We start from the raw sequence: 25,081 nt of genomic DNA on the forward strand, positions 1-25,081 counted from the left end.
ATCCAAAGAACTGCTTCAATAAACTGTTTGCAGTTTGCTTCTTTCCCAATGTTAACTCTCTCTTCTGTCTGTAAAAAAGCCAATATCTTCTGCCATTTGTTTTCATCTAAAAAAACCAACTTCATCCTCTTTCCTCTATAAATTATTCTCTCTATCCTAACATAAGATCAACACGACCTAGCCATTTTCGAACTATTGAATGACTTGTCTCATGTAATTTCCCCAAGTTTGAGCGGCTATGCTGCTGCTTCCTCGTGTTGGGCTAGAGTCATCATTGCCCAGCCAAATGCCGGTCACCAGGGGAGGGTTGGGCGTGTAGCCGATAAAGAGCAGATCCTTGTTGGCGGTGGTGGTGCCGGTTTTACCGGCTTCTCCAATGCCGAGCCGGGCAGTAGTACCGGTGCCGGAGCTGATCACCCCTTGCAGTACGGTTGTCATCTGTTGGGCGACGGTTTCTGGTAAGACAAGTCGCTGAGAACGGGGATCCTCCCGACCAGGGTAAATCTCACGGCAGGTGCGAAAGTCGTTGGGGTTGGCGCAATCGCTGCTATCCAAGATGCGGCGGATGGTGTGGGGCCTTGACCAAAGGCCACGATTGGCAAAAGGAGTGAAGGCTGCTGTCAACTCCAGCAAGTTCACCTCCATTGTGCCAATCACCATAGAAGGATAGGGTTGCAACGGCGATTGGATGCCCATTTGCCGGGCCGTCGCCACCACTTGCTCTAGACCTACTTGTTGGGCCAACCGCAGGGCAATCACGTTTTCGGAGAGGATCAGGCCGCGGGCCAAATCCATAGGGGCCGATCCCGAGCGACAGCCCCGAAAGGTGAGGTTGCCCCAGGTGAGGGGCTCGCAAGACAACACTTGGGAGAGAGGGATCCCCTGGGTGAGGGCAGCCGCATACGTGAACACTTTGAAGGTGGAGCCCGGCTGCCTTTGAGCTTGGGTAGCCCGGTTGAAGGGGCTGGCGTTGTAGTCGATCCCGCCCACCAAAGCCAGCACTTCACCGTTGCGGCTGTCGAGACTGACCAAAGCGCCTTGGCTGAAGCCCAAGCGGGATCCGGACTCGCGCACCGTTTGGGCCAGGACTTGCTCTGCCAAACGCTGGTAGGGCAAATGCACCGTGGTTTCGATGATGAAGTTGCCCTCTGCCGAGAGGTCTTGGCCCAAGAGCTGCCGCAGCTCCTGGAAGACGGCACTGTAAAAGTAGGGAGCAACTGTCGAGGTTTGGGAGCGCAAATTGGGGTTGAGGGTGAGGCGACTGCGCCGGGCCCGCCGAATCTCCTCTTCGGGGAAGACTTTCAGCTCGCTCAGGCGATCCAACACCCGATCCCGGCCCCGAACGGCGGCATCATAGTTGGCGACAGGGTTAAAGGCATTGGGCGCGGGCAAAATGGCCGCCAGAGTCGCAGCTTCGGAAAGGCTGAGCTGGCGGCTTGGGATCCCGAAATAGAACTGGGCGGCAGTCTCAAAGCCGTAGATGCCGTTGCCCAGGTAAACATTGTTGAGGTAGAGAGCGAGGATTTCGTCTTTGCTGTAGCGCTGTTCCAGCTTCAGGGCAGCGACGGCCTCCCGCAGCTTGCGCCCGAAGGTGTTGCCGGAGCCGGTGTAGTCCCGCAGCACGGTTCGGGCCAGTTGTTGGCTGATGGAGCTGCCCCCCTGCTGCACTTCCCCCGAGCGCAGGTTCACCCAAAAGGCGCGGGCAATGCCCAGCAGATCCACCCCAAAGTGGGAGTAAAAGCGGTGATCTTCGGCGGCGACCACCACCTTGGGCAAAATCGGCCCAAAAGCTTCTAGGTTGGGCAGCTCCCGGTAGGTGTCCCCCTGATGGCGGCGCAGCTCCGTCTGCTGATCCCCGGCCAGGACGATCAGGGGGTTGCGATCTGCGGAGAGGGGTGGCTCCACTGAGAACTTGCTCCACTCATGGCCGATCCAAATCCTCGCCCCCAGCCCCAAGACCACCATCAGGATGAGGCAGCCGCGCACCCCATACACCTGTGGTGGGGGTGGATCCAGCACTTGAATCCAGACGCTCTCCGGATCCCGAGGCGGGCCAAGGCTCAGTTGCTGGCCATGCCGCAAGATCACCCGGCGCACCCGCTCGACACCACCGAAGGGTTTGAGGCGGAAAACGCCGTTGGTCGAGTCTTGATCTTCTAGCTGGTAGCGACCGGCATTCCACCCCAGCCAGTAGAGAATAGGGGGCAACGGGATCCGCCAACCCAGACCGGGCAGGCGCCAATCCGGGCGGGGACGGATGTGGGCGTGGAGATGGCTCACCGCGGGGGCAGGGATGCGAATGGTGGCCACCGTCTGGCTGCGACCGAGAATGTCGGATCCCTTCAGGGCAACCACCTGGGGGGGCTCTCCTGGGCAGGTAATCCGCAGGCGCACCGGGCGCTTGGGGGGAGGAGGTTCGGGGGGTTTGAGGAGAGCTGTAGGCCCGACAGGGAAAGGCCTCGCCAGAGTTTTGAAGAGGCGAGCGACGGTGCCCAACAGCGGCTTTTTGTCTTCAGAAGCAGACATGGCTCAGTCCCCCCGCAATTCGCGCGCACGGCGCAGCAGCTCCTGCATGGTCTGGCCGGGACGAGGGCCGCCTGCTGCTGAATTGAGGTTACGGGCCTTGGGAGGCCGGGCAACGGGGGCAGCCGGGGGTAGGGTGGGAGAGGAGGGGGAAGGTGGTGGAGCACCGCTGGGCAGCGTGGGATCCCAGAGGGCCATGTAAAGATGGCCTTGGGCGTTGCGTTCGATCCTGCCGGCCCAGGGGCCAACGCGGAATTGTACCCGCTCGGAACGTCCCTCGCGCACAGCCTGCAGTTCTCGCTGCAGTTGAGCAGGCAAGGGGGCTTGCAGCATATCCTCCAAGAGTCCTTCCACTTGAGGGGTGGGTACGCCATCGGTGACGGTGGCTTCGGTTTGCCGCAGGGCCAGACTGGATGCGTCGTAGAGCAGGCCCAGGTTCACCCCGCCAAGGCGATACAGGTCATACACGGTGTTGGGCCAAGCACCATGCCCCTGCTGGTTGGGGGATCCCAGGCTGGCTCGTACCGTCTCGCGGGAAGTCTCCAGGGGAAAGGCGCGAAACAACGGCTCGCTCCGGGTGTAGGGTTCCAGCTCCGGTGCGGGATCCCGCCGTCCGTTCTGCTCTGAAGCCAAAACAAGGGGCTCAGGGACAAGCTCCCCAGGCATAGGATGGACATTCTCTGGGGCAGTGGAATCTGCCACTGCCGGACGAGATCCTGGCCCGGAAACACGGGGGGCCGAGGGGCGCTGGAGAAACCGTCCCCATCCCCAACTCACCAAGGTCAAGCCCAGCAGCCCGCCCATCAGAAAGGGAATCAGGCGCACCCAAAGCAGGGATCCCCCGTTCTCGACCTCGGCGACCGCCGTCAGGGGCCTGAGCCGCAGAGTACCGGCTGTAACCAAGGACGGCGCAGCGGCAGGGAGACCTCCAGAAAGTGGGCCAGAGGCAGCCTCTTCCGACGAGGCGACTGGGACCTGAGGGGCAATAGATCCCTGTGCTCTGGCTTGAATGTGCTCCAGCTCCGTCAACACGTTAGCCACCGATTGCGGGCGGGCGGCAGGATCTTTGGCCAGGCAACTGAGGATCAAGTCGGATAAACCGGCGGGCAGCGCGAACTTCAATCCCAGGTCTTCCAGAGGAATGGGGCGGCGCTTGTGGTGGGCCTGGTACCAGCCCGGGAAAGATTCGGTGGTGGGCTTGAGGGGCATCTCCCCGGACACCATCTGGTACAGCATGATCCCGAAGCTGTAGATGTCGGAACGGACGTCCAGAGGGGATCCCTCCAGTTGTTCTGGGGAAGAATAGGCCAGCGTTCCCAGGTAGGCATGGGTAAAGCTCAAAGATTCATGGCTATTGAGCAGCTTGGCAATGCCGAAATCCACCAGCTTCGCCAGTTCCCCAAAACTGTCATCGGCCACCACGATCACATTGGCCGGCTTCAAATCGCGGTGGATCACCTGTACCCTTTGCCCTTCCATGAGGATCCCCTCGTGGGCCGCCTTTAACCCCAGGCCAATTTGGCGGGCCAGCCGGAAAAAGCGCTCCAAAGGCAAAGCCCCCGCGGCCAGAATATCCTTGAGGGTCTTGCCGTTCAGGTATTCCATCACATAGAAGGGCACCTCATCGGGGGTAATACCATAGTCATTGACTTTGACAATGTGCAGGCTTTTTTGGCCCAAAGCCGCGCAGGCTTTCGCTTCCCGTTCAAAGCGCAGGCGGGTGCGCCGATCCATTGCCGGCTGGGAGAGCAGCTTGACGGCCACTTCCACCCCACCAAAGAGCAAATCTTGAGCCAAATAGACTCGCCCCATGCCTCCCTGTCCCAGCAGATGTACGAGTCGATAACGCTGAGCCAAGAGGCGACCCAAAAAGGGATCCGACGCAGTAAACATAGGGAATCGCGGCGGTACAGAGAACAGGTTTGCAAGAGTCTCGAAGGGATCCGGCAGGAGCGGGCTACCTCTACCATAAGCACTGGAGCCGTTATAGGCCATGCTCGCCGCCGTCAATCCAGTTGCCCTTGATGTCTTTGCCAATTGTTTACCACCCCGACTACAGTGCCCCCCTGCCGCCGGACCACCGCTTTCCCATGCCAAAATTTCGCCTCTTGCAAGAGCTGCTGCTGCAGGAAGGGGTGATCCGCCCCCAACAAGTGCACCACCCCGAGCTGCCCTCCCTCGCCTGGATTGAGTCGGTACATACCCCTGAGTACGTCAGAGCCTACTGTGAGGGATCCCTGGAAGCCAAATTGCAGCGGCGTATCGGCCTGCCCTGGAGCCCAGAGCTGGTACAGCGCACCTGTCGAGCGGTGGGCGGCACCATCCTGACTGCCCAATTGGCCCTGCGCCATGGCTTGGCCTGCAACACCGCCGGCGGCACCCACCATGCCTTCCCCGCCTACGGCTCCGGCTTTTGTATCTTCAACGACCTGGCCATTGCCGCCCAAGTCCTGCTGCAGCAAGGGCTGGTGCAAAGGCTCTTGATCGTGGATCTGGATGTCCATCAAGGAGATGGCACTGCTTGGATCTTTCGCTCCGAGCCGCGGGTGTTCACCTTTTCCATGCACTGCGAGGCCAACTTCCCCGCCACCAAACAACAGAGCGACCTGGACGTGCCCCTGCCAGTAGGCATGGAAGATGAAGCCTATCTCCAGACTTTGGCCGACCACTTGCCCGATCTGTTGGCTCAGGTGCGCCCTGACCTGGTGCTCTACGATGCCGGTGTGGATCCCCACGAGGAAGATCTCCTGGGCAAGCTGGCCCTTAGCGACCAGGGCCTGTTTCGGCGGGACATGCAAGTGCTGAACACTTGTCTAAAGCAGGGCTATCCTGTCGCCTGCGTCATCGGCGGCGGCTACGGCAAAGACCTCAACCGCCTCGTGTATCGCCACTCCCTGCTGCACCGGGCTGCCAGCGAAGTGTACCGCCAATACCGTCTTTAGCCGGGCGCAAACTAGGCGTATTCGGCAATCACTACTGTGATGTTGTCTCGCCCGCCCCGCTCTTTGGCCGCCTCGATGAGCTTTAGGGGAAGTTGCTCCAAATCTTCCACCTGCAGGCAATACTCGATGATCACTTCGTCGTCTAACTCCTCCGTCAGGCCGTCGCTACACAACAGCAGGCGATCCCCCGGACGCACGGTAATCGGCTGCACAGAAGGCGGCCCCACATCAGGCCGGCCCAGGCAGCGCTCGAGAATATGTCGCCAGGGGTGAATCCGGGCCTGCTCGTAGGTCAACTCCCCCAGTCGAATGGAGCGGGCCACCAAGGTGTGATCCTCTGTCATTTGCTGCATCTCGGATCCCCGTAGGCGATAGAGGCGAGAATCACCGATGTGAGCGCTCCAGCAGTTGTCATTGGGATCCACCATGGCCACCACCACCGTAGTGCCCATGTCTGCCCGTTCTGGATTCTCCCGCTGATCCTTGAGGATGGCACTGTTGGCCGCTTCTACGGCTTCGCTGAGCAACCGGGGCGCCGGCACGTTTTTCCAGCCTCGATCCAGATATTCTCGGATGGTCTCGACAGCCAACAGGCTGGCTGTAGCCCCGGCAGCATGTCCTCCCATACCATCGGCAACAATAAAATAGCGCCCCTCCGGATCGCAGTAGTAGGCATCCTGATTGCTGCTGCGGATCTTGCCGGGATCCGTAGCGCAGGCATATCGTCGCATCACATCAATCGCTCTGACCGATTCAACCTTAAGAGTACTCTGATTAAAGCAAGAGCAGCGAGGGCAGCCAAAACCAAAGTGATAACCGTTAAGGTAGCATGTCCGGCCAAAAAGAGCTGAGTTGCGCTCAAAAAAAAGGCCGCAAACAACACTGCATAACTAACTCCCAGCCCGGTGTTGTTCAGCTTGCGCAACAAGCGCTCCGTCTCGCTGGATCGCACCCGCAGGCGCAGCTCCCCTTGTTCCAACTTGCTCAAGGTCAATTCGATCCGGCGCGGCAAACTGAGACTGCTGCTGGTGAACTCAGCCGCTTGACGGCCAACCTGGGCCAAGAGGGTCTCAGTCTTGCTTCCGTTTAAACTCATCAGCTCTTCCGCAAAGGGTTTGGCCACCTCCATAAAGTCGAACTCCGGATCCAACCCTTTCCCCAATCCCTCCAGCGTGGTCAGGGCCCGCATCACAAAAGTAAAGGTAGCCGGAAAACGAAACGGCTGATCGTAGGCCAGCTCGTAAAGGTCTTCGCTAATGGCCGCCACCGAGATTTCTCCTGAGTTGCCGGAAAAGGGTTTGTCCATAAAGTGATCCAGCATGTACTGCACCGAGCGGCGCACCGGAGCCAGATCGGCGGTGGGCACCAGCACCCCCAGTTCCACCAGCGAGGCCACCACCTGATCGGCATTTTTGGAGACCACACCTGCCAGCGTGCCCATCAGCTTTTCTTTCACATCGGAGGGCAGGCGGCCCATCATGCCGAAGTCGTAGAAGATCAACGTGCCATCGGGCTTCACGGCAATGTTGCCGGGGTGGGGATCGGCGTGAAAAAAGCCATCCTTGAGCAGTTGCCGCAGATAAGCCTCTGCCCCCAGACGAGCCAAAACCTTGCGATCCAGCCCCGCCGCGCTCAGGGCTTCGTAATCGCTGATTTTGATCCCCGGCAGGTATTCCAATGTCAACAGGCGAGGAGAGGTGTAACGCCAATACACTTTGGGAACAGCAATTTGCGGCATATCCCGAAAGTTGCGACGGAAGGTATCGGCATTGCGGCCCTCATTGAGGTAATCCACCTCTTCCCAGAGGGTGCGCCGACACTCTTCGTAGATGCCGATCCAGTCGCGGCCCGGCCCGCCCCAAGAGGTGCGATACTGAAAGAACTCGGCAATCCCACGGCAGATCTCCAAATCGATGGTGAACAGCCGGGTCAGCCCCGGACGCTGCACCTTCACCACCACCTCTTCCCCGGTTTTCAGCTTGGCGCGATGCACCTGCCCCAAGCTGGCAGCGGCCAAAGGGGTGGGATCAAAGTAGCTGTAGATTTGGGTGATCGGCCTGCCCAGCTCCTGCTGCACAATTGCCGCCACCTGTTCGTAGCTGAAAGCAGGCACCCGATCCTGCAGCTTGGAGAGCTCCTCGACATATTCCGAGGGGAAGAGATCGGCGCGGGTGGAGAAAAACTGCCCCACTTTAATAAAAGTAGGGCCTAAGTTAAGCAGCGTTTCGCGGATCCAAATGGCTCTGGCCCGGCGGCGCTGGGCCTTTCGCTCGGGCGTGGGTTGTCCCCCATAGCTCCAAGCCTGCTGATCCAGCCAAAGGTAAAACAGCCAGGTGAGCACAAATCGCCAAATGTCCAGCATGCGGCCCTGGCGAGTATAGTTCTCCCGGGCCCAGCGGTAGGCGGTATAGGGCTTGACGGGTTGTGATCCCAAAGAAGTCCGGGATCCCAAAAGGCTCGCGTTCAAGCGTTTCGACTCCGGTACTTCTGCAACTCGGAGCGCAGCTGCGCCACTTCCGCCCGCAAGTCGTCCAGAGTTGCCTGCAAATCTTCTGTCTGGAAAGGCAGCGGCACCCTTTCCTGGGCGGCCATGGATGCTTCTGCCTCAGCCCGGGTCATGACATCCTGGGCAAAGGTTTGCCAGCCCTCCTGCAGCTCGGCCCACACCTTGCCCACTTCCCCGGCAATATCGGTGAGGGCGCTTTCCAAACGCTCGCGCAGAACGTCTGCCACAGCCTTGCCGACAAAAAAAGCCTGCACAACCGGATTCTTCATGCGACCCAAGTGTTAAGAAGCATCACCCAGATTATAACGAATCCTGCTCAAACACAGCGGCGAGCCGACCCACCCGAACAGCAGCGGATCGATCGGCCCGGCGGATTGGGGAGTTCGTCCAGTCCTAGCGGCGGTTGGTGGTCATGTCAGGGATCTTCAGATCGAAGACGCTGATGTTTTGCCGTGCAGCCGGCTTGGGATTGAGCATGCGGGCCATGTTGAGGAAGTTTTCTGGATCCCCGGGTTTGGGAGGACGGGTGAGACGATAGGTGCGCACCACTTCCCGCGTCGAGCGCTTCACGCCGGAGACATCGCGCCAACGAGCTCCATAGCGGGGGGTTACCAGGTTGGCGGGCTTTTCCGACAGGCGACGGCGTTGGTAAGGCACCACATCGTCCCCAAAGGCGGCATTGTACTCTTCGCTATCCACCACAGCGTCGATGAAGCCATCTAGCCCCTTGGTGGCAACGATGATGGAGTACTTGATGCGCTCCTGTTGGCTGTAGGTGGGCCGACCCAAAAAGCGCTGGAAGGTGACCTCGATGAAGCGGTAGTTGTCGTTGGGAACCATGACCAGATCCCGGTACACCTCCGACTTGCCCAGGCCGCGCACAAACTCTTTGACCGAGATTGCCCCGTTGCGCAACTGGGATTCCAGAGCTTTTTGCCGATAGCTCTCCAGCATCAGATGCTCGCTGAAGATCTGGCGATAGGCGGCGCGAATGATGTTGTCAATTCCTGTCGGGTCGTCAGGACGGTAGACCGGCGGGGTTTCGTCGCTGGCTACAAAGTAGCGAGGCACCCGTTCATTTTGGGTGGTGGGGCGATCGGCAAGCAACGGAAGAGACATAGGTGGTGCTCCTGAAAAAACGAGAAAAACCGAGAAAGACACACTAGAGCAGGGAAGCTAAGGCTCAGCAGCCAATTCCTGCCAGCTCATCTGGGCGCGGAGAGGGATCAGAGGATCGGCATCTTCCAGGGCCATCTGGAGCGCAGCCTCGACTGAGGGGCGCAGAGATTGTTCACCCTGGCGAGCCAAGTCCGTCAGGGATCCAACGGCGGCGTAGCGGACTCCCCAATCGGCATCGGCAAGACATTGCCGCAACAGTTGCAAGGCTCGCTCTTGATCGAGCAAGGGCCGCTTGGCCGCCACTCGTCCTAGCCCACGGGTCGCCGCCCGTCGCACACTGGGGGCAAAGTCCGCTACAATGGCTTCCGCCAAAAAGGGGTAGGCATCCCCATGGCCAATACGGGCCAGAGCCCGCACCGAATAGGCCCGCGCCCCATAGTCAAAACCGTCAATATGGCTCAGCAAGGGCTGCACCGCGGCTTCCCCAAAGCGCAGCACCTCCTCCAGAGCAGCCTCCCCAACTGCAGGGCGATTAAACCCAAAGGCGCGAATTAAGATGGGGATCCCTTCCACTTGGCCCAGAGCCCCCAGCGCCCTCACCACCCGCAGCAAGTCCTCAGGCGACGTGGCCTGCTCCAACTCTGCCGCCAGTTGAGCCACAGCAGTGGGAAGCGCTTGAGCAGCCGAGGTGGAGGACATAAGCAACGAGTAGTCAAAGGTACAGTTGAAGCATCTGAAATGATCTAAATCAAAGGCACTGAGCGCCCCAAAATCCTAAAAGAGCCTCTCCAGTTGCGGAAGGATCGCTGCCGCCACCTGAGCCGGCGGTACCCGCCCCAACTGAAGCGCCACATCGAACAGCCGCTTCAGAGCATTGATGCGCAGGTTGAGCGCTACGTCGGCTGTTGCCAACAGCGGTGCCCCCGCCACCCATCCCGATTCGGCCAGGTCGAACAAAGCGGCCTGTCGCAAGCTGGAGTTGGAGTGGGCCAGGAGCGCCACTAGGATTTGGGTCAGCTCCTCGGCTTGCGTAAAGCGGTAGAGCACCCAAGCCGCTGCCGAACGCACCCGTTCGGAGGGATGGCTCAAAAAGGGTCGGATTGCTGCCTCAGCCTCGGTGGCCTGAAGCTGGCCCAGTGCCTCGATAAGGGCTTCCCAGGGCTGATCCTGTTCGCGAGACTGCAACAGTGCCAGCAAGGGATCCACTGCTCGCTTGTCCCCCAATTGAGCCAAGGCATAGGCAGCCTCTTCCCGCACGTGGAAGTCAGTACAGGTGAGGGCCTCGATCAAACCGGGCACGGCCCGCAAGTCCCCGATTTGCCCCAGGGCCTTGGCAGCATTGCGGCGCAGAGGATAGCCCCCCAAGGCGGTGCGATCCCGTTCATCCTGCAACGCCAAAAGCAGTGGCTCTACCCCACGTGGATCCCGAACTGTGCCCAAGTACCAGGCGGCATAGTAGCGATCTTGCAAGTCATCCCCTTGCAGCCGGGCTATCGCCTGCTCCCAGCTAAGCTGCTGTGGCAGCACCGCCGTGTTGGATGCCATACGAACCGTTGCAGAGCTGTTCATGACACCTGGGCAACCTTGCCGGTAACTTCAGTTAGCCGTCGAGCATCCCTTACTCAGCAGCACCGTTGTCCTGAGCAGGAGAGGCATTGGCTCCCGACAAGGCAGTGACCTGCACGATTTTGCCACCCATCCGCAGAATGCGCTGCATCTCGGCAGACAACCGACTGTAGGGGACGGTGGCGCTCAGGGTGCTGCGGCGAACTTTGGCAGAGGTGGCCAGAGCATCGGGAGGGTTGAGCAGGCCGGTGTACTCAACTCGGTAAACCCGGCTGCCGGCTTCTGTCAGAGCTTCAGGGCTGGTGGTGCTTTGACCGAACATCGCTTTCCCCAATTATTATCAGATTTCGTTTAGAGGACTGTCAGGGGCAACCAAGCGCCGGACAAGCTGTACCGGCTACTTTTGCGGGCCAGCCGCGTTGCCACCAGGCAATGTCTAGAACCCAGAGGTTAACTCCCCCAGACTAGAGAGCAGGCGACTAACCCAACTGGCTCAAAGGGAGCCGAGGCGCTAAGCCAACCTAGAAACAGGTGGAATAGACCTCTCTGGAGCCGCCGCCTGCTCTGGAGAGATACACACTTGGAAGACGAAGAAAGAGATCGTCCCCTCCCAACAAGCGGGGATCTTTGCCCTGGGATCCCTTAGCTGAGGGCGTTGATGGCGTAATCGAAGTAGATGGCAGCTTCGTTGGCCGCTTGGCCGCTCAGCATGCCCAGAGCGCGGCTCTTCATGTACTGCAGAGCCACGATGTACCAGCTCGGAGAGAGGTTAAAGGAGCGGTTCACTTCCCGCAGCCCGGCTACCAAGTATTCATCGAGGGGGCCGGTGCCACCCGCAACCAGGGAATAGGTGATGAAGCGGAGGTAGTAGCCGATGTCGCGGGCACACTTGGCCTGAAACACATCGCCGTGGCCCATTTCACCCGGCTGGGTCAAGTAAGGGAACCTCTTGAACACTTCCTGCACCGCTTCCCGCACCAGGGTTTGCTGATTGTTGGTTAGGACACGGGCCGCTTCCAGAGAAGCAGCAGCACGCTGGTAACGACCATTCACGGCCTGCAGCTCGCTGGCATTCAGAAAACGCCCTTGATTGTCAGCGGCAGCAATCGCTTCAGTGATGACGGTTTTCACCTTGCAACTCCTAAATTCATCAATTGTGTTGTTAACGAACATTCTGTAGGAAAGGCGGACTGGATCTCCACCTGCCTATCAGAAATGAAGGGATCTAACCGATCTAAAAAGGGACGACTAAGCCAGCTTCGACCCAAAGCTCAAACGATGGCGGCAGCAGCCTTATCGAAGTAGCTGGCCACTTCGCTTTGCAGCGCCGAGCAGTCCCCAGGAGTGATGCCCTTCGGATCCATGATCTTGGCCAGCGCTTCCTTCTTCATAGCAGCAATGGCATTGGCCACAGAAGTGGTGGGCACCCCCAGAGCAATGTAGGTTTCCCGCAGGCCGTTCAGGCAGCGATCTTCCAGCACAGAGCTATCCCCGGCCAAAGTGGCATAGGTGATGTAGCGCAGGATGATCTCCATGTCCCGTAGGCAGGCGGCCATGCGACGGTTGGTGTAGGCATTGCCACCGGGAGCGATCAGATCCGGCTCTTGAGCAAACAAAGACCGAGCTGCGTTGGTTACGATTTGGGCGGCGTTGCTGGTCATGCGGTTGACGGCATCCAGGCGCTTGTTGCCCTCTGCCACCAAAGCCGCCAGACGGTCAAAGTCTTGGTCACTTAAAAAGGCACCGCGTGCATCTGCCTGAGCGATCACCCGGGTAAAGGCGTCTTGCATGATGGATCTCCTTCTGGTCTTTCCAAAAAGCGATGAGCGACTGGCTGAACCTCCCAAAAGCCAAATCCCAAGCTTTTTTGCGGGATCCTCTTTGACCTCCAAAAACTGGGGATTCCGTGGCAGCAGGCTGCTCAAAACTACCCCCACCGAACCCCCCAATTTTTAGATAGGTCAAGAACCTCTGCGACTTTCAGACAGCCGAGCATCCAGCCTAATTTTATATCGCGGGAGGGATGAGTGTTTTGTGAAGATTTACAAACCCATCGATACCAAAATGTCTGCTTAGCCTGGGATCCCCCGACTGTGGGGCGCAGCAGGGGGGAAATGGGTCTACAGGCTGGCTTACGGAATGTAAACATTTGTTTTGAGATGGAAGCAACCTGAGTTGGCGCCCTCCTGAACAGAACTGACGTTCTCCCCACGGCTAAAGCCGGGGGATTTTTCCGCCGCTCCACGCTCCTCGCGCTTCGGTCAGCGCTCTGGAGGGGTCACCTCTTGCAGGGCCGCTTTGAGGGCTCGACAAAAGTGAGCTATTTGTTGCAGTCCTTCTTCAGGCGTGGGGGCTTTGGCCAGCCGTTGCACAAATGCGCTGCCCACAATCGCCGCATCTGCTCCCCAGAGAGCGATCTGGCGGGCCTGGTCGGGAGTGGAGATGCCGAAGCCCACCCCAATCGGCAGGGGGGTTTGTTGGCGCAGTTGCTGCAGCAAAGCCGGGATCCGCTTTTCCAGGGTGGCCCGTTCGCCGGTAACGCCGGTGGTGCTGACCAAGTAGACAAAGCCACTGGACTGCTGGGCAATGCGGCGCATGCGCTCCGGGGGGCTGGTGGGGGCCACCAGCAGGATGAGGTCGATCTCTTCGGCCTGGGCTGCTTGTCGCAGGGATCCCGCCTCTTCCAGAGGCAAATCGGGGACGACCAAACCGGCACAGCCGGCCTGCCGCAGTTGATGCAGAAAGTTGGGGATGCCGAGCTGGTGGATGGGGTTGTAGTAGGTGAACAGGATCAGGGGGGCCTGCAGAGAGAGGCGGCGCAAGCCTTGTAGAATGGCGCCCAAAGTGACTCCCCGGCTGAGGGCGCGGGTGGCTGCTGCTTGGATCACCGGCCCATCCGCCAAGGGATCCGAGTAGGGTACCCCCAGCTCGATGAGATCGGCGCCACTCTGATCCAGAACCTGCAAAGCCTCAAAGGTGGTTTCCAAGTTGGGATCCCCAGCGGTGAGGTAGGGGATGAGGGCTTTTTCACCACGGCTGCGCAGCGCCTGAAAGCAGGCTGTGATCCGAGTGGGCATGGGATCCATCCGATCTGGGGAGATCGAGAGAGTTGAGAGCATCCCCCACTGTAGCGTCTGCCGGGATCCCTAGGGGAGAGGCACAAAATCGTAGCCGGTACCGGAGCGGTTGCCGGGCTCAACCCGCACCAGCACGTTGGGAGCGTTGCGGTCGCCGGAGGGCAAGAAGCGCACTTCTCCGGAAGCGCCGTCCGGCAAGCGGAAGTTCGGGTCGCCCAGGGCGGCGAGAACAGCGCTGCGGCTGGGGGATCCCTGCTGGATGGCTCGCAAAAAAGCCCGGGTGGCGTCGTAGGCCAGAGCGGTGCGCCAGCTCACCTGCCCTCCCCAGAGCTGGGCTGCCTTCTGGGCAAACTCGCGGTTGCGCGGCACCTGGGGATGCCAGGGTACCGCCACCACCAAGCCCTCTACCGCTGCTCCCCCTTCTTGCAATGTGGTGAGGCTGAAGAGCACATCGCCGCCCAGAAGAGCAAGGGGCTTACCAGCTACAGCGTTCTCGCGGGCTACGGCCAGCGCTTTTTCGGCTACGGAAGCCGTGGGAGCTAAAAAAGCTACCTGGGCTCCTTGGCCGACGGCCCTTTGCAGGCTGGCCTGGGGGTTGAAGTCCGACGCCGATAAGTCGAACTCCGCCAGCACGATGCCCCCTTCGCTGGTCAGGGTGGAGGCAAAGGCGTCCCGCAGGCTGGTACTGTAAGCGCTGTTGGGGTTGTAGAAGATGGCCACCCTTTGCAGCCGCAACGTGCTGAGAGCATAACGGGCCAGTTGTGTGCCGGCCACTTGATCGGAGGGCACGGTGCGAAAAATGGCATCCCCCAGCATGCTGATGCGAGTGCTGGTGGAGGTGGAGGAGATCATCGCCAAGCCGGCAGGCTGATAAACCTCGGCTGCAGCCAGGGTGGCATCGCTGGTGTTATGGCCAATCACCCCCAAGATCTCAGGCTGCGCCACCAGGGCTTTGGCCACCGCTGCTGCTCGCTCAGGGTTATCGCCATCGTCGGCAATCACTACCCGCAGCAGCCGTCCTCCGATTCCCCCCTGTTGGAAAAGCTCCTCCTGAGCTTGCGCCACCCCGCGCAGGGTCTCTTTGGCGCGGTTGGGGTTGCTGGAGATGGGCACCACCACCGCCAGGCTCAAGGGACTGCCCTGCTGCTGGGCACGGGCATTGTTCAAGAAAATGCGAGCTTCCGGGTCGTTGCGGTTGCTTTGCAGCCCCATCTCCAACACCGGGATGGCCGCGCTGAGGTTACCTTGGCGCAACAGCTCTGCAGCGGCAACGGCAGCGGGACTGCTATCGGCAAACAAGGTGCGCTCGCCGCTGGTCAGGAGCAGATCTTGTGCTCCACCCCCCAACCCTGGCAGCGATACTAGCGGTAGAGAAATGCCTTCCGGCCAGCGAACATAGCCCGCCCGCCAAGCACGATGACCGCCCCAGAGGAGCAATAGACCCAGGACGATGTAGACAATGGGTGGCGGAGACTTGACAACCATGATTCAGGGAAGAAAACGCCGACCTTCGGCCAGCAAAGACACTGCTCGTGCCCTCAGGGATCCTCAAAAACCCGTCTTTTCAAGGATTTTCAGAGGCTTCTCGAAGAATAACTTAAGGGTGGGGACGGTAGGAAGGGCTGTTGCGGTATTGACGCTCTAGCTGCTCCACAATGGAAACAGGAACAGATGGGGTTTCTGGGGGCTCTTCTGGTGGGGTGCCGGCCTGCGGTCTGGTCTCCGCGTTGAACTGCCGAGATGTTGCCCAAACCACTGCTGCAATCAGCAAAAGGACGATAGCGGCACCGTAAAGAAAGGCGACGATGGCCATCGGGTCAATGGTTTAGCTTTCCCCTTCCATGATAAAGGCTGTCGAGAATCACCCACTTCGGGATCCCTTGGAGCAAGCGCTGTGGGACTGGCATCGGGGACAGGCCAAGGGATCCCTTCTCTTACATGCCTACAGCCTGGAGGGGATCCCGCTGGCGGAAGAGCCCCAGGTGGTCTCCCCAGAGGTGTTCTTCACCCAAGAGTTGCCGGAGGTGGAAGCCTTGGCCTTGGAACTCTGCCGCGGTCGGGTGCTAGACATCGGCGCCGGTACGGGCCGCCACAGCCTGCTGCTGCAGGAAGAAGGATTTGCCGTGGCCGCTTTGGATCGCTCCCCTGTGGCTTTGCAGATTATGGCAGAGCGGGGGGTGCGTTGCCGCATTGCCGCCGATCTTTTCCACTGGCCGGGGCCGGAGGATCCCTTCGATACGCTGCTGTTGCTGATGAATGGCGTCGGCTTGGTGGGATCCCCGTCGGGGTTAGAGCATTTTTTGCGCTTGGCCCGGCACTGGATCCAGCCCACGGGGCAGTTGCTCTTAGATTCCACCGATCTGAGCGATGCCGGCAACCCTGCGGATCTGGAGGATCTGCCGGCAGAAAGAGAATCAGAAAACTGGGAAAGCCCCTCTGGCAAGCTGACCGAGCCTGCCCACCTCGAAGCAGGTGGCTCAGAAGATTGGCAGGAAGGGAGCGAGGCAAAAGCCAAGGTAGTGAACTTTGTAGCCGAGTACAACGGCCAGCGGGGGGATCCCTTTCCCTGGCTATTTGTAGATCCGGAAACCCTGCTGCAGTGTGCCCACGCCAACGGCTGGCAGGGGCAGATTGTCTATCAAGAGCCGGAGGGGGCTTTTCTGGCACGCCTCACCCCCTTCTGAAGGACTCGCTAGTGGGAAAGGATCTGGGATAAAAACAGGCGGGAGCGCTCTTCTTTCGGATTGCTGAAAAACTCTTGGGGGGTGTTTTCCTCCACGATCTTGCCGCGGTCGAAGAAGATAATCCGATCCGCCACCTCGCGGGCAAAGCCCATCTCGTGGGTTACACACACCATGGTCATCCCCGAGCGGGCCAACTCCCGCATCACGTCCAGCACCTCCTTGATCATCTCTGGATCCAAGGCCGAGGTGGGCTCATCGAAGAGCATCACCGCCGGATTCATGGCCAAGGCGCGGGCAATCGCCACCCGCTGCTGCTGCCCCCCCGAAAGTTGCCCCGGGTATTTTTCTGCTTGCTCGGCGATCCCCACGCGGCTTAGCAGTTCCATAGCCCGCTCTATCGCCTCACTTTTTTTCATCTTTTTCACGTGGATTGGGCCAAGGGTTACATTTTGCAAAACCGTGAGATGGGGAAACAGGTTGAACTGTTGAAAAACCATGCCCACCTCGCGGCGAATGGCATCGATGTTGCGCAGGTCGCTGGTTAGCTCAATGCCATCTACCACAATGCGCCCTCTCTGGTGTTCTTCTAAGCGGTTCAACGTGCGAATAAACGTTGACTTGCCCGAACCTGAAGGCCCACAGACCACCACCACCTCTCCGCGGCGGATGCGGGTGGTAATGCCCTTGAGGACGTGGAAATCGCCGTACCATTTGTGAACATCTTCGCATTGGATAATGTCAGCGCTGGCTGCACTTTGCGGAGAGAGTGAAGACCTTATGTGCGGGGATCCTTGCATGGGTGGGTGACTCCCTAAGTTTCACCAAAGCAGGCATGGGTACCATGGCAGAACTGGCCGAGCCACAACCGTAGCCTCTGCAACATTTCCATACGCCCTGACATGTAAGGCTTTGAGAAAATCGTAGGCGCCTATGGCAAACCATTCTATGGGGTGTGGGGTGTGGCAGGAGTGTAACCCAATGGCACGGTATCTCGGTTGAAGTGCCGTGTATGAACGACTGTTGACGACGAAGATCTTGAGGATTGACATGGGGTAATTTTATGAACTGGATAAAGCATTTGAACGGATTGGCTCCCTTGGCCGGGGCACTGGCGTTGTCTATGGGCCTGCAGTCCCTTCCCGCTTGGGCGCAGCTGGGGCCGCTCACCGACCGCATCAAGGCTCGGGGCGAGTTGATCTGTGGGGTAAACAACCAACTGCCCGGATTCGGCAACCTGGATGACCAAGGCAAGTATGTGGGTTTTGATATCGACATCTGCCGGGCGGTAGCTGCCGCTCTCTTTGGAGATCCGGACAAGGTTCGATACGTCTACCTGACGGCGGCCAATCGCCAGTCTGCGATTCAGTCGGGCGAGGTCGATATGATTAGCCGCAACACCACCTGGACCCTCACCCGGGATCGCGAGTGGGCGGTGACCTTCGGCCCCACCACCTACTACGACGGCCAAGGATTTATGGTGCGGAAGTCGCTGGGGGTGGAAAAGCTGGAAGACCTGAACGGGGCCACCATCTGTGTGATTGCCGGCACCACCACCGAGCTGAACTTGGCGGATACCTTCCGCGCCCGTGGCATTGCCTTTACGCCAGTAACCTTCGACGGCGATGATTCCTCTTTCAACGCCTACGAAGAGGGCCGTTGCGATGCCATCACCAGCGACCAAAGCGCCCTCATCTCCCGCCGGGCCAGCTTGGCTTCTCCCGACGACCACGTGATCTTGCCGGAGGTGATCTCCAAAGAGCCCTTGGGGCCGCTGGTTCCCCACGGAGATGAGAGTTTCTCCGACATTATGAACTGGACGGTCTACGCCCTCTTCTATGCAGAAGAAAAGGGGATCACCAGCGCCAATGTGGACGAGTTCCTCAAGTCCGAGGATCCGGACATTCGCCGCTTCTTGGGCCAGGAAGGCAACCTGGGAGAGCTGCTGGGCCTGAAGCCGGATTGGGTGGTCAATGTCATCAAGGCGGTGGGCAACTACGGCGAGATCTTCGACCGCCACCTGACCCCCTTGGGCGTGCCGCGGGGCTTGAACCAGCCCTACACCAAAGGTGGGATCCAGTACGCGCCGCCTTTCCGCTGATCGGCTGATTCGGAATCCGGGCCTAGGGATCCCGGTTGGTCAGTACCGGCCAGGGATCCCCTATTCTCTGCTGTGCTCTGAATTTTTGCTTGCCCCGCATGACTTCTCTGTCCGACCAGCCCCACCTTCGCCCCCCCTGGTGGCGGGATGAGCGTATCCTGAAGCTCTTGCTGCAGGTGGCCTTTGTCGTGGCCGTGCTGCTGGTGTGCGGGATCCTTGCTCAGAACCTCCTCGCCAGCCTGCGCCGCCTGGGCATCAGTTTGGGCTTTCGCTTTCTGGGCAACTCCGCCAACTTCGGCATCACCGAAGGGCTTATCCCCTACGACCCTTCCGAGAGCTACCTGAAGGCTCTGGCGGTGGGAGCGGTGAACACCCTCTGGCTGTCGGCAGTCAGCATTGTGTTGGCGACGGCGATGGGCTTTGTCCTGGGGATGGCTCGCCTCTCCAGCAACTGGCTGGCCCGCCAGCTGGCCACCGTTGTTACCGAGATCTTTCGCAATGTCCCGGTGCTGCTGATCGTGATCTTCTGGTACCAGGGGGTGATCCTCACCCTGCCGGGGGTGCGCAACAGTCTCTCCATCGGCGGGCTTGTCTTTATCAACCAGCGGGGAGTGAAGCTGCCCGGGTTGGATCCCAGCGGCTGGCTGGTTCCCGCGCTGGCCATTGTAATCGCGGCTGGGTGGGGGATCCGCAAGCTGCTCCTGGCCCGTCGCCCCGAGCTGGGATCCCTGCAGCGGAACCTGTGGGTGGCTGCGGGGGTGGCGCTGCTGGCGGTGGCCTGCTGGGTGCTCTTCCCAGAGCCGCCGGTGCGGCTGGATGTCCCGGTACTGGAGCGCTTTAACTTCCGGGGTGGGATCCAGCTTTCGGCGGAGTTTACCGCCATGATGCTGGGCTTGGTGACCTACACCGGCTGCTACATTGCCGAAGTGGTGCGGGGATCCTTTTTGGCGGTGCCGCGGGGGCAGTGGGAGGCAGCCCGGGCCGTCGGCCTGTCGGAGCTGCAAACCTTTCGCTTGGTGATTGTGCCCCAGGCCCTGCGGATCATGATCCCCTCGTTGAACACTCAGTATCTCACCCTGATCAAAAACTCCAGCTTGGCCATTGCCGTTGGCTTTTCCGATCTGTTCAACATCAGCAGCACCATCATCAATCAGTCGGGACGCTCGGTGGAGATGTTCGCCATCCTCATGGCCACCTATCTGACCTTCAACCTGGTGGTTTCCTACGGCATGAACTGGCTCAATGCCCGCGTCAAATTGGTGGAGCGCTAACCCATGCCCAGCAGTCTCTCCTCCCCCCTTGTAGAAGAAAAGGTACTCCCCCCCAGGGAGAAACAAAGTCCTCTGGCCTGGGTGCGCCGCAACCTGTTCGACTCCTGGCTGAGCACCTTGCTCACCTTGGTCTCTGCCTTGGTGTTGGCCTGGGCAATTTCCCTGTTCTGGAACTGGGCGTTCACCCAAGCCCGCTGGGAAGTGATCCCGGCCAACCTGAAAATCTTTGCCAGCGGCACCTACCCCAGCAGCCAACTGTGGCGGGTGTGGGCGGTGTTGGGAATTGTGCTGGCCACCTTGGGGGTAGCGGGGGGGGCTTGGGGCGGTGTGCTGCTGCACTACCTCATTCTCTTGGGAGCTGCTATGGGCTTGGCCGCGTTCCTGCCTTTGGGAACCCAGTTGCAGGGGTGGCTGGCGGTTTGCTCTGGCGTCACTTTTGCCGCTATTGCCCTCAGTCGGGGACGGGAATCCTGGCGGCTGGCTTCCATCTGGGTTTGGGCCCTGATCTTGCCCCTCTGTCTGCAGCTGCTGCTGGGCGACCTGGGCCCCAATTGGCCGGCAGTGCGAACCGAGCAACTGTCTGGACTGCTGCTGACCTTGATCTTGGCGGCAGCCGCCATGATCATCGGCTTCCCCATTGGGGTGTTGCTGGCGTTGGGCCGGGCCAATCGGGCGTTGCCGGTAATCCGGATCTTCTGCACGCTGGTGATCGAGCTGGTGCGGGGGGTGCCCCTGACCACCATTCTGTTTGCCGCCTGGCTGTTGGTGCCCTTCTTTCTGGGGGGGATCAGCGTCAACCTGATCATCAGGGCGGAGGTGGCCTTCATCTTGTTTACAGCCGTGTACGTGGCCGAGGACGTGCGGGGCGGCCTGCAGTCAATCCCGCTGGGCCAGCTGGAGGCGGCACGGGCGCTGGGCTTGAACCCCTTTCAAGTGACCGCTTTGGTGATTTTGCCCCAGGCGTTGCGGGCAGCTGTTCCGGCGCTGGTGAACGAGTTCCTCACCCTCTTCAAAGACACGTCACTGGTGTTCATTGTCGGCCTCATCGACCTGCTGCAGGCGGGGCGGGTGGTGTTCACTAACCCCAACTGGCTGGGCACCCAGCGGGAAGTGCTGTTTTTTATCGGCCTGATCTACTTTATCTGCTGCTTTGCCATGGCTTACGCCGCCCAGCAGGTGGAAAAGGCGCTGGGCTTGGGCAAGCGCTAAAAACTGCAACCGCTCCCCTTCCCAGTTTCATCTGCTCAGGCCCCGGGATCCCCTTAACAGGCCAGGGCTACATCCCCCTATAGCGGCTCGACAAGTGCTTTTCCCTGGAGAGGGGGCAGCGCTAAGATAGCGGGGAACGTCTCGTTACACCTTGGCCCATGACCCTTGCCTCTGAGACCGAATCCCCGGAGCAAGCCGCGGCGGCCCCTGAGTCTGGTCGGGTGCGGGATCCGGAGTTTCCCTACGAGGTCGAGATGACCTTGATGGAGCACTTGGAAGAGCTGCGCAGCCGCCTGTTGGCCAGCGTGATCGCGGTGGTGATCTGCATCATCGCTTGCTTTGCCGTGGTGAACCGCATTGTCGCCCTGCTGGAGGTGCCCGCTCGGGGGGTTACCTTTTTGCAACTGGCGCCGGGGGAGTATTTTTTCGTTTCTGTGAAGGTGGCGGCCTACTCGGGGCTATTGCTGGCCACACCCTTTTTGCTCTACCAAATTGCCCGCTTCGTCTTGCCGGGGCTGAGCGTGAAGGAGCGCAAGCTGCTGGGGCCGGTGGTGCTGGGATCCAGCCTTCTCTTTGTGGCCGGCTTGGTCTTTGCCTACTATCTCCTCATTCCGGCGGCGCTTAACTTTTTCATCCGCTACGGCGAAGGGGTGGTGGATCAGGCTTGGTCCATCGACCGCTACTTTGAGTTTGTGCTGCTGCTGCTGTTCAGCACCGGCCTGGCCTTTCAGGTGCCGATTTTGCAGGCGCTGCTGGGGGCGCTGGGGCTGGTGACTGCCGAGCAGATGTTCAAGGGCTGGCGCTATGTGGTTCTGGGCGCGGTGGTGGCGGGGGCCATTCTCACCCCCTCGACGGATCCCCTCACCCAGAGCCTTTTGGCCGGGGCTGTGACGTTTCTATATTTGTTTGGCATTCTGCTGGTGAAGCTCCTTGGCAAATGAGCCGAAGCTGCATGCGCTGATCTTGGCGGCTGGGTTTTCCACGCGGATGGGAGAGCCGAAAGCCTTTCTGCCCTGGAAAGACGGGCAAACCCTGCTCTCTTACCAGATTTTTCAGTGGCGACAGGCGGGGTTTCAACCCTGGGTGGTGCTGGGATCCCAGCATTTGGCGGCAGCCCAACCCCACTTGGCAGGGGCAGAGGTGCTGGTCAATCCGGCTCCTGAGCTGGGCAAGACCCACTCCATTCGGGTAGGGGTGGAAGGGATCCCTGCCGATTTTCAGGTGCTGGCCATTTCGGCGGTGGATCAGCCCCGCCCGGCGTGGATCTACCACAGCTTGCTGGAGTACCATCTGCGCCACCGCGCTTGGGCTACTGTGCCGGTGCATCGAGGGCGACGGGGGCACCCTACCCTGATCGACAGGCGCTTGCGGGAAAAGCTGTTGGATCTCCGAGAAGAAACCCTGGGCCTGCGCCGGTTGTTGCAGGATCTGGGCAGGCGGGTACAGGAGGTGGAGCTCTACACTCCTGAGATCTTCCTGGACTGCAATACCCCTGCCGATGTGGAGGCCGCTGCTGCCGGTTGCGACAGCGTTGCCCAGGAGTGAGGGGATCCCCTTCAGCATTTGTCCTGCGACCGGTCGCCTCAGCGGTACCGAGCACTTCGGCGTTGCCCAGCAAGATGTTCTTCCCATTGCTCGTATGAGAAAGGGCCTTTATCCTGCCAGCACCTACGATCCTGCCTGCCCGGTCGGCAGCTACTGGGACAGCACGATAGCAGATCCCGGTTGGCGGCATCCGGCACCTTTGCAAGCGCAGGTGGGCGCGGAGGTGGTCATTGTGGGGGGAGGATTGACGGGGCTATCGACGGCCTTGCACCTGGCCCGCGACCACGGCATCCATGCTTGTCTGCTGGAGGCGGGATCCCTGGGTTGGGGGGCCTCGGGACGCAACGGTGGCTTTTGCGGGGTGGGGTCGAGCCACCTTACCCACACCCAGATGGTGCGGCGGGTGGGCCTGGCAGAGACAGAGCGCTACTACCGGGATCAATGGCAGGCAGTGGAAACCGTTCAGGAGCTGGCGGCCAGCGAGGGCTTCTCCCTAGAGGCCCAGGGACAGGGCTGCTACGCAGTGGCCCATCGTCCCCAGGCGTGGTCGGAATTGGAGGCCGAGTACCAGATCTGTACTCAGGTGGCGGGCTACCCGGCCCAGCTTCTCAACTCCAAAGAGCTGCGGGAACGCGGCTTCGACAGCCAAGAGAACCACGGTGCTTTGCACATCGGGGTGGGGTTTGGCCTCAACCCCCTCAAGCTCACCCAAGGGCTGGCCCAAGCAGCCCACCGGTGGGGGGCAAAACTGTACAGCGGCAGTCCGGTCATGGCCTGGGAAAAGGTGGGATCCCAACACATCTGTCACACGCCGGGAGGAACGGTGCGCGCTCGGCACTTGGTCATTGCCACCAATGGCTACACCCCAGAGGCCCTGTATCCCCAACTGGCGGGATCCCTGTTGCCGGCACTGTCCAACATCCTGGTCACCCGACCTCTAACGCCTCAGGAGCAGAAAGCGCAGGGGTGGTGGGATCCGACGCCGCTCTACGACATGCGGCGGCTGCTGTTCTATTACCGTCTGCTGCCGGATGGGCGTCTGCTGTTTGGGGGACGGGGTGGCACCCGCGATACCCCGACGGAGCGACAGCAGTTGCGCACTTGGATGACCCGACAGCTCTATCGTCTTTTCCCTGCTTGGGAAGGGGTGGAGATCGAGTACGCCTGGAATGGACTGGTCTGCCTTTCTCGGCAGTTTCACCCCCATATTGGCCCTTCGCCGGCGGATCCCAGCCTGTGGTACGGCTTGGCCTATCACGGCAGCGGTGTGGCCACAGCAGTGTGGGCGGGCAAAATGCTGGCCCAGGAGATCGCCGGGATCCCTTCTCAGATGAGCGCTCTGTTTCGCCAGCCGCCCCGCTCTTTCCCTTTGCCCTGGCTACGGCTTCACTACCTGCGGCTGGGGTATCTCTGGTGGCAGTTGACGGATGGATAGCCTCTCCAAGTGTGCGGGGGATCCCTCTGTTCGGCAGAGAAGTCCTGCCCTAGTCTGGTTGTAGTTCGGGTGGAAACCATCGCTTGTCGTTGCTCCTGAGGTATCCAGTGCTGCTCACGTCTTGCCATCGGCCTGCTCCAGATCCGTCTCCTCTCGAAGCCCAATCGGCAGCCTGTCGCCGCCAACGGCTCTCGCAAGCGGGGCAGCGGCTAGGGTTTGCATTGCTGCTCAGCCTACCCACCATGTTTTGGCCTTGGCCCGGATTTGCCCAAATTGCCGGATCCCTTCTCAGCCCTTTGGTGGCGGCTTGGATCCGTTCTGAGGTGCGGAGGGTCGATAACCTGCAGGTACAGATTGCCGGCTCTGACGCCCAGATTTTGAATGGGCAGATCCCTCAGGCCCAGGTGTCGGGAGACAACCTCAGCTATCAAGGCTTTCAGGTCAGCCATCTGCGGCTGCGGGGCCAGGATATTCGCCTCAATGTGGGCGAAGCCATCCAGGGACGGAGCCCGCTGCGGCTATTGGCCCCTGTGCCGGTGCAGGTGAGTTTACGCCTCACCGAGGAAGACCTGAACCGCACCCTTCAGGCTCCCCTCATCCAAGCCCAACTGGCCCAGGCCCAGGTGCAGTTGCCCGTTGGGGGCCAAGTGGTGCCCTTTCTCATCCGCCAGCCTCAGGTCACGCTGGAACAGGGTCGGCTGCGCATCCAGGCTAACCTGACCACTCCCGAAGGGGTGGAAGCGCCGGTGACGGTGCTGACCGGCCTAGAAGCCCAAGGCCCCAACCGGTTGCGGCTGGTCAATCCCCTCTGGGTGAGCGAAGGCCAAGAGATCCCCATCCCCGGCCTGGCCGATTTCCCCATTCAGTTGGATCCCGGCGTGCGCATTGACCGCCTGGAGGTGCAGCCCGGCCAAATCCTCTACGAAGGGATCCTGACCATTTACCCAGAAGTCGCAACCGTGCCGCAGGGATAGTTCGCCTGGGCAGGACGGAGACCTTTCCCGTTCAGCAACGGGTGTGATCGGGATCAATCTCAAAGGGTGTGCCTCTGGGCGAGGATCCCTCTAGCAACCGGAGGGAAAGGGATCTTGCTGGCCGTTTGCGTT

At 60.3% G+C, this 25,081-nt stretch carries 24 protein-coding genes and 1 pseudogene; 9 read left to right on the plus strand and 16 right to left on the minus strand.

All coding sequences use genetic code 11. The features are described from left to right. The 3 genes and pseudogenes from NW870_RS00005 to NW870_RS00015 all read right to left on the minus strand — a co-directional run. A pseudogene (locus tag NW870_RS00005) lies at positions 1-125 on the minus strand (IS5/IS1182 family transposase); the annotation flags it as partial. A 67-nt stretch (positions 126-192) separates the two neighbouring features. After that, on the minus strand, positions 193-2,526 hold the full coding sequence (locus NW870_RS00010) for a transglycosylase domain-containing protein (protein WP_414373162.1): 2,334 nt from the start codon (positions 2,524-2,526) through the stop codon (positions 193-195). A 3-nt stretch (positions 2,527-2,529) separates the two neighbouring features. Next, positions 2,530-4,416, minus strand: a complete 1,887-nt coding sequence (locus NW870_RS00015; RefSeq protein WP_414373163.1) for a serine/threonine-protein kinase — start codon at positions 4,414-4,416, stop codon at positions 2,530-2,532. 131 nt (positions 4,417-4,547) lie between these two features. On the opposite strand from NW870_RS00015, the gene NW870_RS00020 reads away from it, so the two are divergent. Further along, positions 4,548-5,465 carry a histone deacetylase gene (locus tag NW870_RS00020; protein ID WP_414373164.1) on the plus strand — a complete coding sequence of 306 codons (918 nt, stop codon included), beginning with the start codon at positions 4,548-4,550 and terminating at the stop codon, positions 5,463-5,465. 11 nt (positions 5,466-5,476) lie between these two features. On the opposite strand, the gene NW870_RS00025 is transcribed toward NW870_RS00020, so the two are convergent. The 12 genes from NW870_RS00025 to NW870_RS00080 all read right to left on the minus strand — a co-directional run bounded on the left by NW870_RS00025 (position 5,477) and on the right by NW870_RS00080 (position 15,546). After that, on the minus strand, positions 5,477-6,196 hold the full coding sequence (locus NW870_RS00025) for a PP2C family protein-serine/threonine phosphatase (protein WP_414373166.1): 720 nt from the start codon (positions 6,194-6,196) through the stop codon (positions 5,477-5,479). Further along, positions 6,196-7,932, minus strand: coding sequence for an ABC1 kinase family protein (locus NW870_RS00030; RefSeq protein WP_414373167.1), 1,737 nt, complete (start codon positions 7,930-7,932; stop codon positions 6,196-6,198). The genes NW870_RS00025 and NW870_RS00030 overlap by 1 nt, the downstream gene beginning before the upstream one ends. Beyond that, positions 7,929-8,240: a DUF6825 family protein gene (locus NW870_RS00035; protein WP_414343148.1), complete on the minus strand. Its 312-nt coding sequence runs from the start codon at positions 8,238-8,240 to the stop codon at positions 7,929-7,931. Before NW870_RS00035 ends, NW870_RS00030 begins: the two co-directional genes overlap by 4 nt. Before the next feature lie 124 nt (positions 8,241-8,364). Next, entirely contained in the window at positions 8,365-9,090 is a 726-nt protein-coding gene (locus tag NW870_RS00040) for a phycobilisome rod-core linker polypeptide (RefSeq protein ID WP_414343146.1), read from the minus strand. Positions 9,091-9,147: 57 nt separating this feature from the next. After that, complete coding sequence (locus NW870_RS00045; protein ID WP_414373168.1) at positions 9,148-9,789, minus strand: HEAT repeat domain-containing protein; 642 nt, start codon at positions 9,787-9,789, stop codon at positions 9,148-9,150. 75 nt (positions 9,790-9,864) lie between these two features. Continuing rightward, positions 9,865-10,635: a HEAT repeat domain-containing protein gene (locus tag NW870_RS00050; protein ID WP_414356375.1), complete on the minus strand. Its 771-nt coding sequence runs from the start codon at positions 10,633-10,635 to the stop codon at positions 9,865-9,867. Between the two features lie 73 nt (positions 10,636-10,708). Next, entirely contained in the window at positions 10,709-10,978 is a 270-nt protein-coding gene (locus tag NW870_RS00055; RefSeq protein WP_414349914.1) for a phycobilisome linker polypeptide, read from the minus strand. Between the two features lie 320 nt (positions 10,979-11,298). Beyond that, positions 11,299-11,787, minus strand: coding sequence for a phycocyanin subunit alpha (locus tag NW870_RS00060; RefSeq protein ID WP_011432574.1), 489 nt, complete (start codon positions 11,785-11,787; stop codon positions 11,299-11,301). Between the two features lie 140 nt (positions 11,788-11,927). Then, the gene (locus NW870_RS00065) at positions 11,928-12,449 is read right to left on the minus strand and encodes a phycocyanin subunit beta (RefSeq protein ID WP_414343171.1); all 522 of its coding nucleotides are present in this window, start codon (positions 12,447-12,449) and stop codon (positions 11,928-11,930) included. Positions 12,450-12,917: 468 nt separating this feature from the next. Continuing rightward, on the minus strand, positions 12,918-13,733 hold the full coding sequence (gene trpA / locus NW870_RS00070) for a tryptophan synthase subunit alpha (protein ID WP_414356377.1): 816 nt from the start codon (positions 13,731-13,733) through the stop codon (positions 12,918-12,920). A 69-nt stretch (positions 13,734-13,802) separates the two neighbouring features. After that, entirely contained in the window at positions 13,803-15,218 is a 1,416-nt protein-coding gene (locus tag NW870_RS00075; RefSeq protein ID WP_414373169.1) for an ABC transporter substrate-binding protein, read from the minus strand. Positions 15,219-15,330: 112 nt separating this feature from the next. Then, positions 15,331-15,546 carry a DUF6479 family protein gene (locus NW870_RS00080; RefSeq protein ID WP_414356379.1) on the minus strand — a complete coding sequence of 72 codons (216 nt, stop codon included), beginning with the start codon at positions 15,544-15,546 and terminating at the stop codon, positions 15,331-15,333. 28 nt (positions 15,547-15,574) lie between these two features. On the opposite strand from NW870_RS00080, the gene NW870_RS00085 reads away from it, so the two are divergent. Further along, positions 15,575-16,417 (plus strand): class I SAM-dependent methyltransferase, encoded by an 843-nt coding sequence (locus tag NW870_RS00085; RefSeq protein WP_414356380.1) that lies wholly within the window; start codon positions 15,575-15,577, stop codon positions 16,415-16,417. Between the two features lie 8 nt (positions 16,418-16,425). Here NW870_RS00085 and NW870_RS00090 read toward each other — a convergent pair whose 3' ends face one another. Then, positions 16,426-17,214 carry an amino acid ABC transporter ATP-binding protein gene (locus NW870_RS00090; protein WP_011432567.1) on the minus strand — a complete coding sequence of 263 codons (789 nt, stop codon included), beginning with the start codon at positions 17,212-17,214 and terminating at the stop codon, positions 16,426-16,428. 263 nt (positions 17,215-17,477) lie between these two features. Here NW870_RS00090 and NW870_RS00095 point away from each other — a divergent pair, with 263 nt between their 5' ends. From NW870_RS00095 to NW870_RS00125, 7 genes are all read left to right on the plus strand, one after another. After that, on the plus strand, positions 17,478-18,515 hold the full coding sequence (locus NW870_RS00095; protein ID WP_414373172.1) for an amino acid ABC transporter substrate-binding protein: 1,038 nt from the start codon (positions 17,478-17,480) through the stop codon (positions 18,513-18,515). Positions 18,516-18,550: 35 nt separating this feature from the next. Then, positions 18,551-19,786: an amino acid ABC transporter permease gene (locus NW870_RS00100; protein WP_414373174.1), complete on the plus strand. Its 1,236-nt coding sequence runs from the start codon at positions 18,551-18,553 to the stop codon at positions 19,784-19,786. Between the two features lie 3 nt (positions 19,787-19,789). Then, positions 19,790-20,995: an amino acid ABC transporter permease gene (locus tag NW870_RS00105; protein WP_414373177.1), complete on the plus strand. Its 1,206-nt coding sequence runs from the start codon at positions 19,790-19,792 to the stop codon at positions 20,993-20,995. 254 nt (positions 20,996-21,249) lie between these two features. After that, complete coding sequence (gene tatC / locus NW870_RS00110; protein WP_414356410.1) at positions 21,250-21,936, plus strand: twin-arginine translocase subunit TatC; 687 nt, start codon at positions 21,250-21,252, stop codon at positions 21,934-21,936. 22 nt (positions 21,937-21,958) lie between these two features. Next, positions 21,959-22,540: a nucleotidyltransferase family protein gene (locus NW870_RS00115; protein ID WP_414373330.1), complete on the plus strand. Its 582-nt coding sequence runs from the start codon at positions 21,959-21,961 to the stop codon at positions 22,538-22,540. After that, the gene (locus NW870_RS00120) at positions 22,494-23,975 is read left to right on the plus strand and encodes an NAD(P)/FAD-dependent oxidoreductase (RefSeq protein ID WP_414373180.1); all 1,482 of its coding nucleotides are present in this window, start codon (positions 22,494-22,496) and stop codon (positions 23,973-23,975) included. Before NW870_RS00115 ends, NW870_RS00120 begins: the two co-directional genes overlap by 47 nt. A 107-nt stretch (positions 23,976-24,082) precedes the next feature. Further along, on the plus strand, positions 24,083-24,949 hold the full coding sequence (locus tag NW870_RS00125; RefSeq protein WP_414373181.1) for a DUF2993 domain-containing protein: 867 nt from the start codon (positions 24,083-24,085) through the stop codon (positions 24,947-24,949). Positions 24,950-25,081 lie beyond the last annotated feature (132 nt).

This window comes from Synechococcus sp. R50.1, assembly GCF_047462115.1.
Taxonomy (GTDB): Bacteria; Cyanobacteriota; Cyanobacteriia; order Thermostichales; family Thermostichaceae; genus Thermostichus.

Excerpts from the sequence above, each read along its gene's own strand:
- NW870_RS00010 (WP_414373162.1), bottom strand. The coding sequence starts at position 2,526 with ATGTCTGCTTCTGAAGACAAAAAGCCGCTGTTGGGCACCGTCGCTCGC.
- NW870_RS00015 (WP_414373163.1), bottom strand. The coding sequence starts at position 4,416 with ATGTTTACTGCGTCGGATCCCTTTTTGGGTCGCCTCTTGGCTCAGCGT.
- NW870_RS00020 (WP_414373164.1), top strand. The coding sequence starts at position 4,548 with ATGTCTTTGCCAATTGTTTACCACCCCGACTACAGTGCCCCCCTGCCG.
- NW870_RS00025 (WP_414373166.1), bottom strand. The coding sequence starts at position 6,196 with ATGCGACGATATGCCTGCGCTACGGATCCCGGCAAGATCCGCAGCAGC.
- NW870_RS00035 (WP_414343148.1), bottom strand. The coding sequence starts at position 8,240 with ATGAAGAATCCGGTTGTGCAGGCTTTTTTTGTCGGCAAGGCTGTGGCA.
- NW870_RS00040 (WP_414343146.1), bottom strand. The coding sequence starts at position 9,090 with ATGTCTCTTCCGTTGCTTGCCGATCGCCCCACCACCCAAAATGAACGG.
- NW870_RS00045 (WP_414373168.1), bottom strand. The coding sequence starts at position 9,789 with ATGTCCTCCACCTCGGCTGCTCAAGCGCTTCCCACTGCTGTGGCTCAA.
- NW870_RS00050 (WP_414356375.1), bottom strand. The coding sequence starts at position 10,635 with ATGGCATCCAACACGGCGGTGCTGCCACAGCAGCTTAGCTGGGAGCAG.
- NW870_RS00055 (WP_414349914.1), bottom strand. The coding sequence starts at position 10,978 with ATGTTCGGTCAAAGCACCACCAGCCCTGAAGCTCTGACAGAAGCCGGC.
- trpA (WP_414356377.1), bottom strand. The coding sequence starts at position 13,733 with ATGCCCACTCGGATCACAGCCTGCTTTCAGGCGCTGCGCAGCCGTGGT.
- NW870_RS00075 (WP_414373169.1), bottom strand. The coding sequence starts at position 15,218 with ATGGTTGTCAAGTCTCCGCCACCCATTGTCTACATCGTCCTGGGTCTA.
- NW870_RS00080 (WP_414356379.1), bottom strand. The coding sequence starts at position 15,546 with ATGGCCATCGTCGCCTTTCTTTACGGTGCCGCTATCGTCCTTTTGCTG.
- NW870_RS00085 (WP_414356380.1), top strand. The coding sequence starts at position 15,575 with ATGATAAAGGCTGTCGAGAATCACCCACTTCGGGATCCCTTGGAGCAA.
- NW870_RS00090 (WP_011432567.1), bottom strand. The coding sequence starts at position 17,214 with ATGCAAGGATCCCCGCACATAAGGTCTTCACTCTCTCCGCAAAGTGCA.
- NW870_RS00095 (WP_414373172.1), top strand. The coding sequence starts at position 17,478 with ATGAACTGGATAAAGCATTTGAACGGATTGGCTCCCTTGGCCGGGGCA.
- NW870_RS00105 (WP_414373177.1), top strand. The coding sequence starts at position 19,790 with ATGCCCAGCAGTCTCTCCTCCCCCCTTGTAGAAGAAAAGGTACTCCCC.
- tatC (WP_414356410.1), top strand. The coding sequence starts at position 21,250 with ATGACCTTGATGGAGCACTTGGAAGAGCTGCGCAGCCGCCTGTTGGCC.
- NW870_RS00120 (WP_414373180.1), top strand. The coding sequence starts at position 22,494 with ATGTGGAGGCCGCTGCTGCCGGTTGCGACAGCGTTGCCCAGGAGTGAG.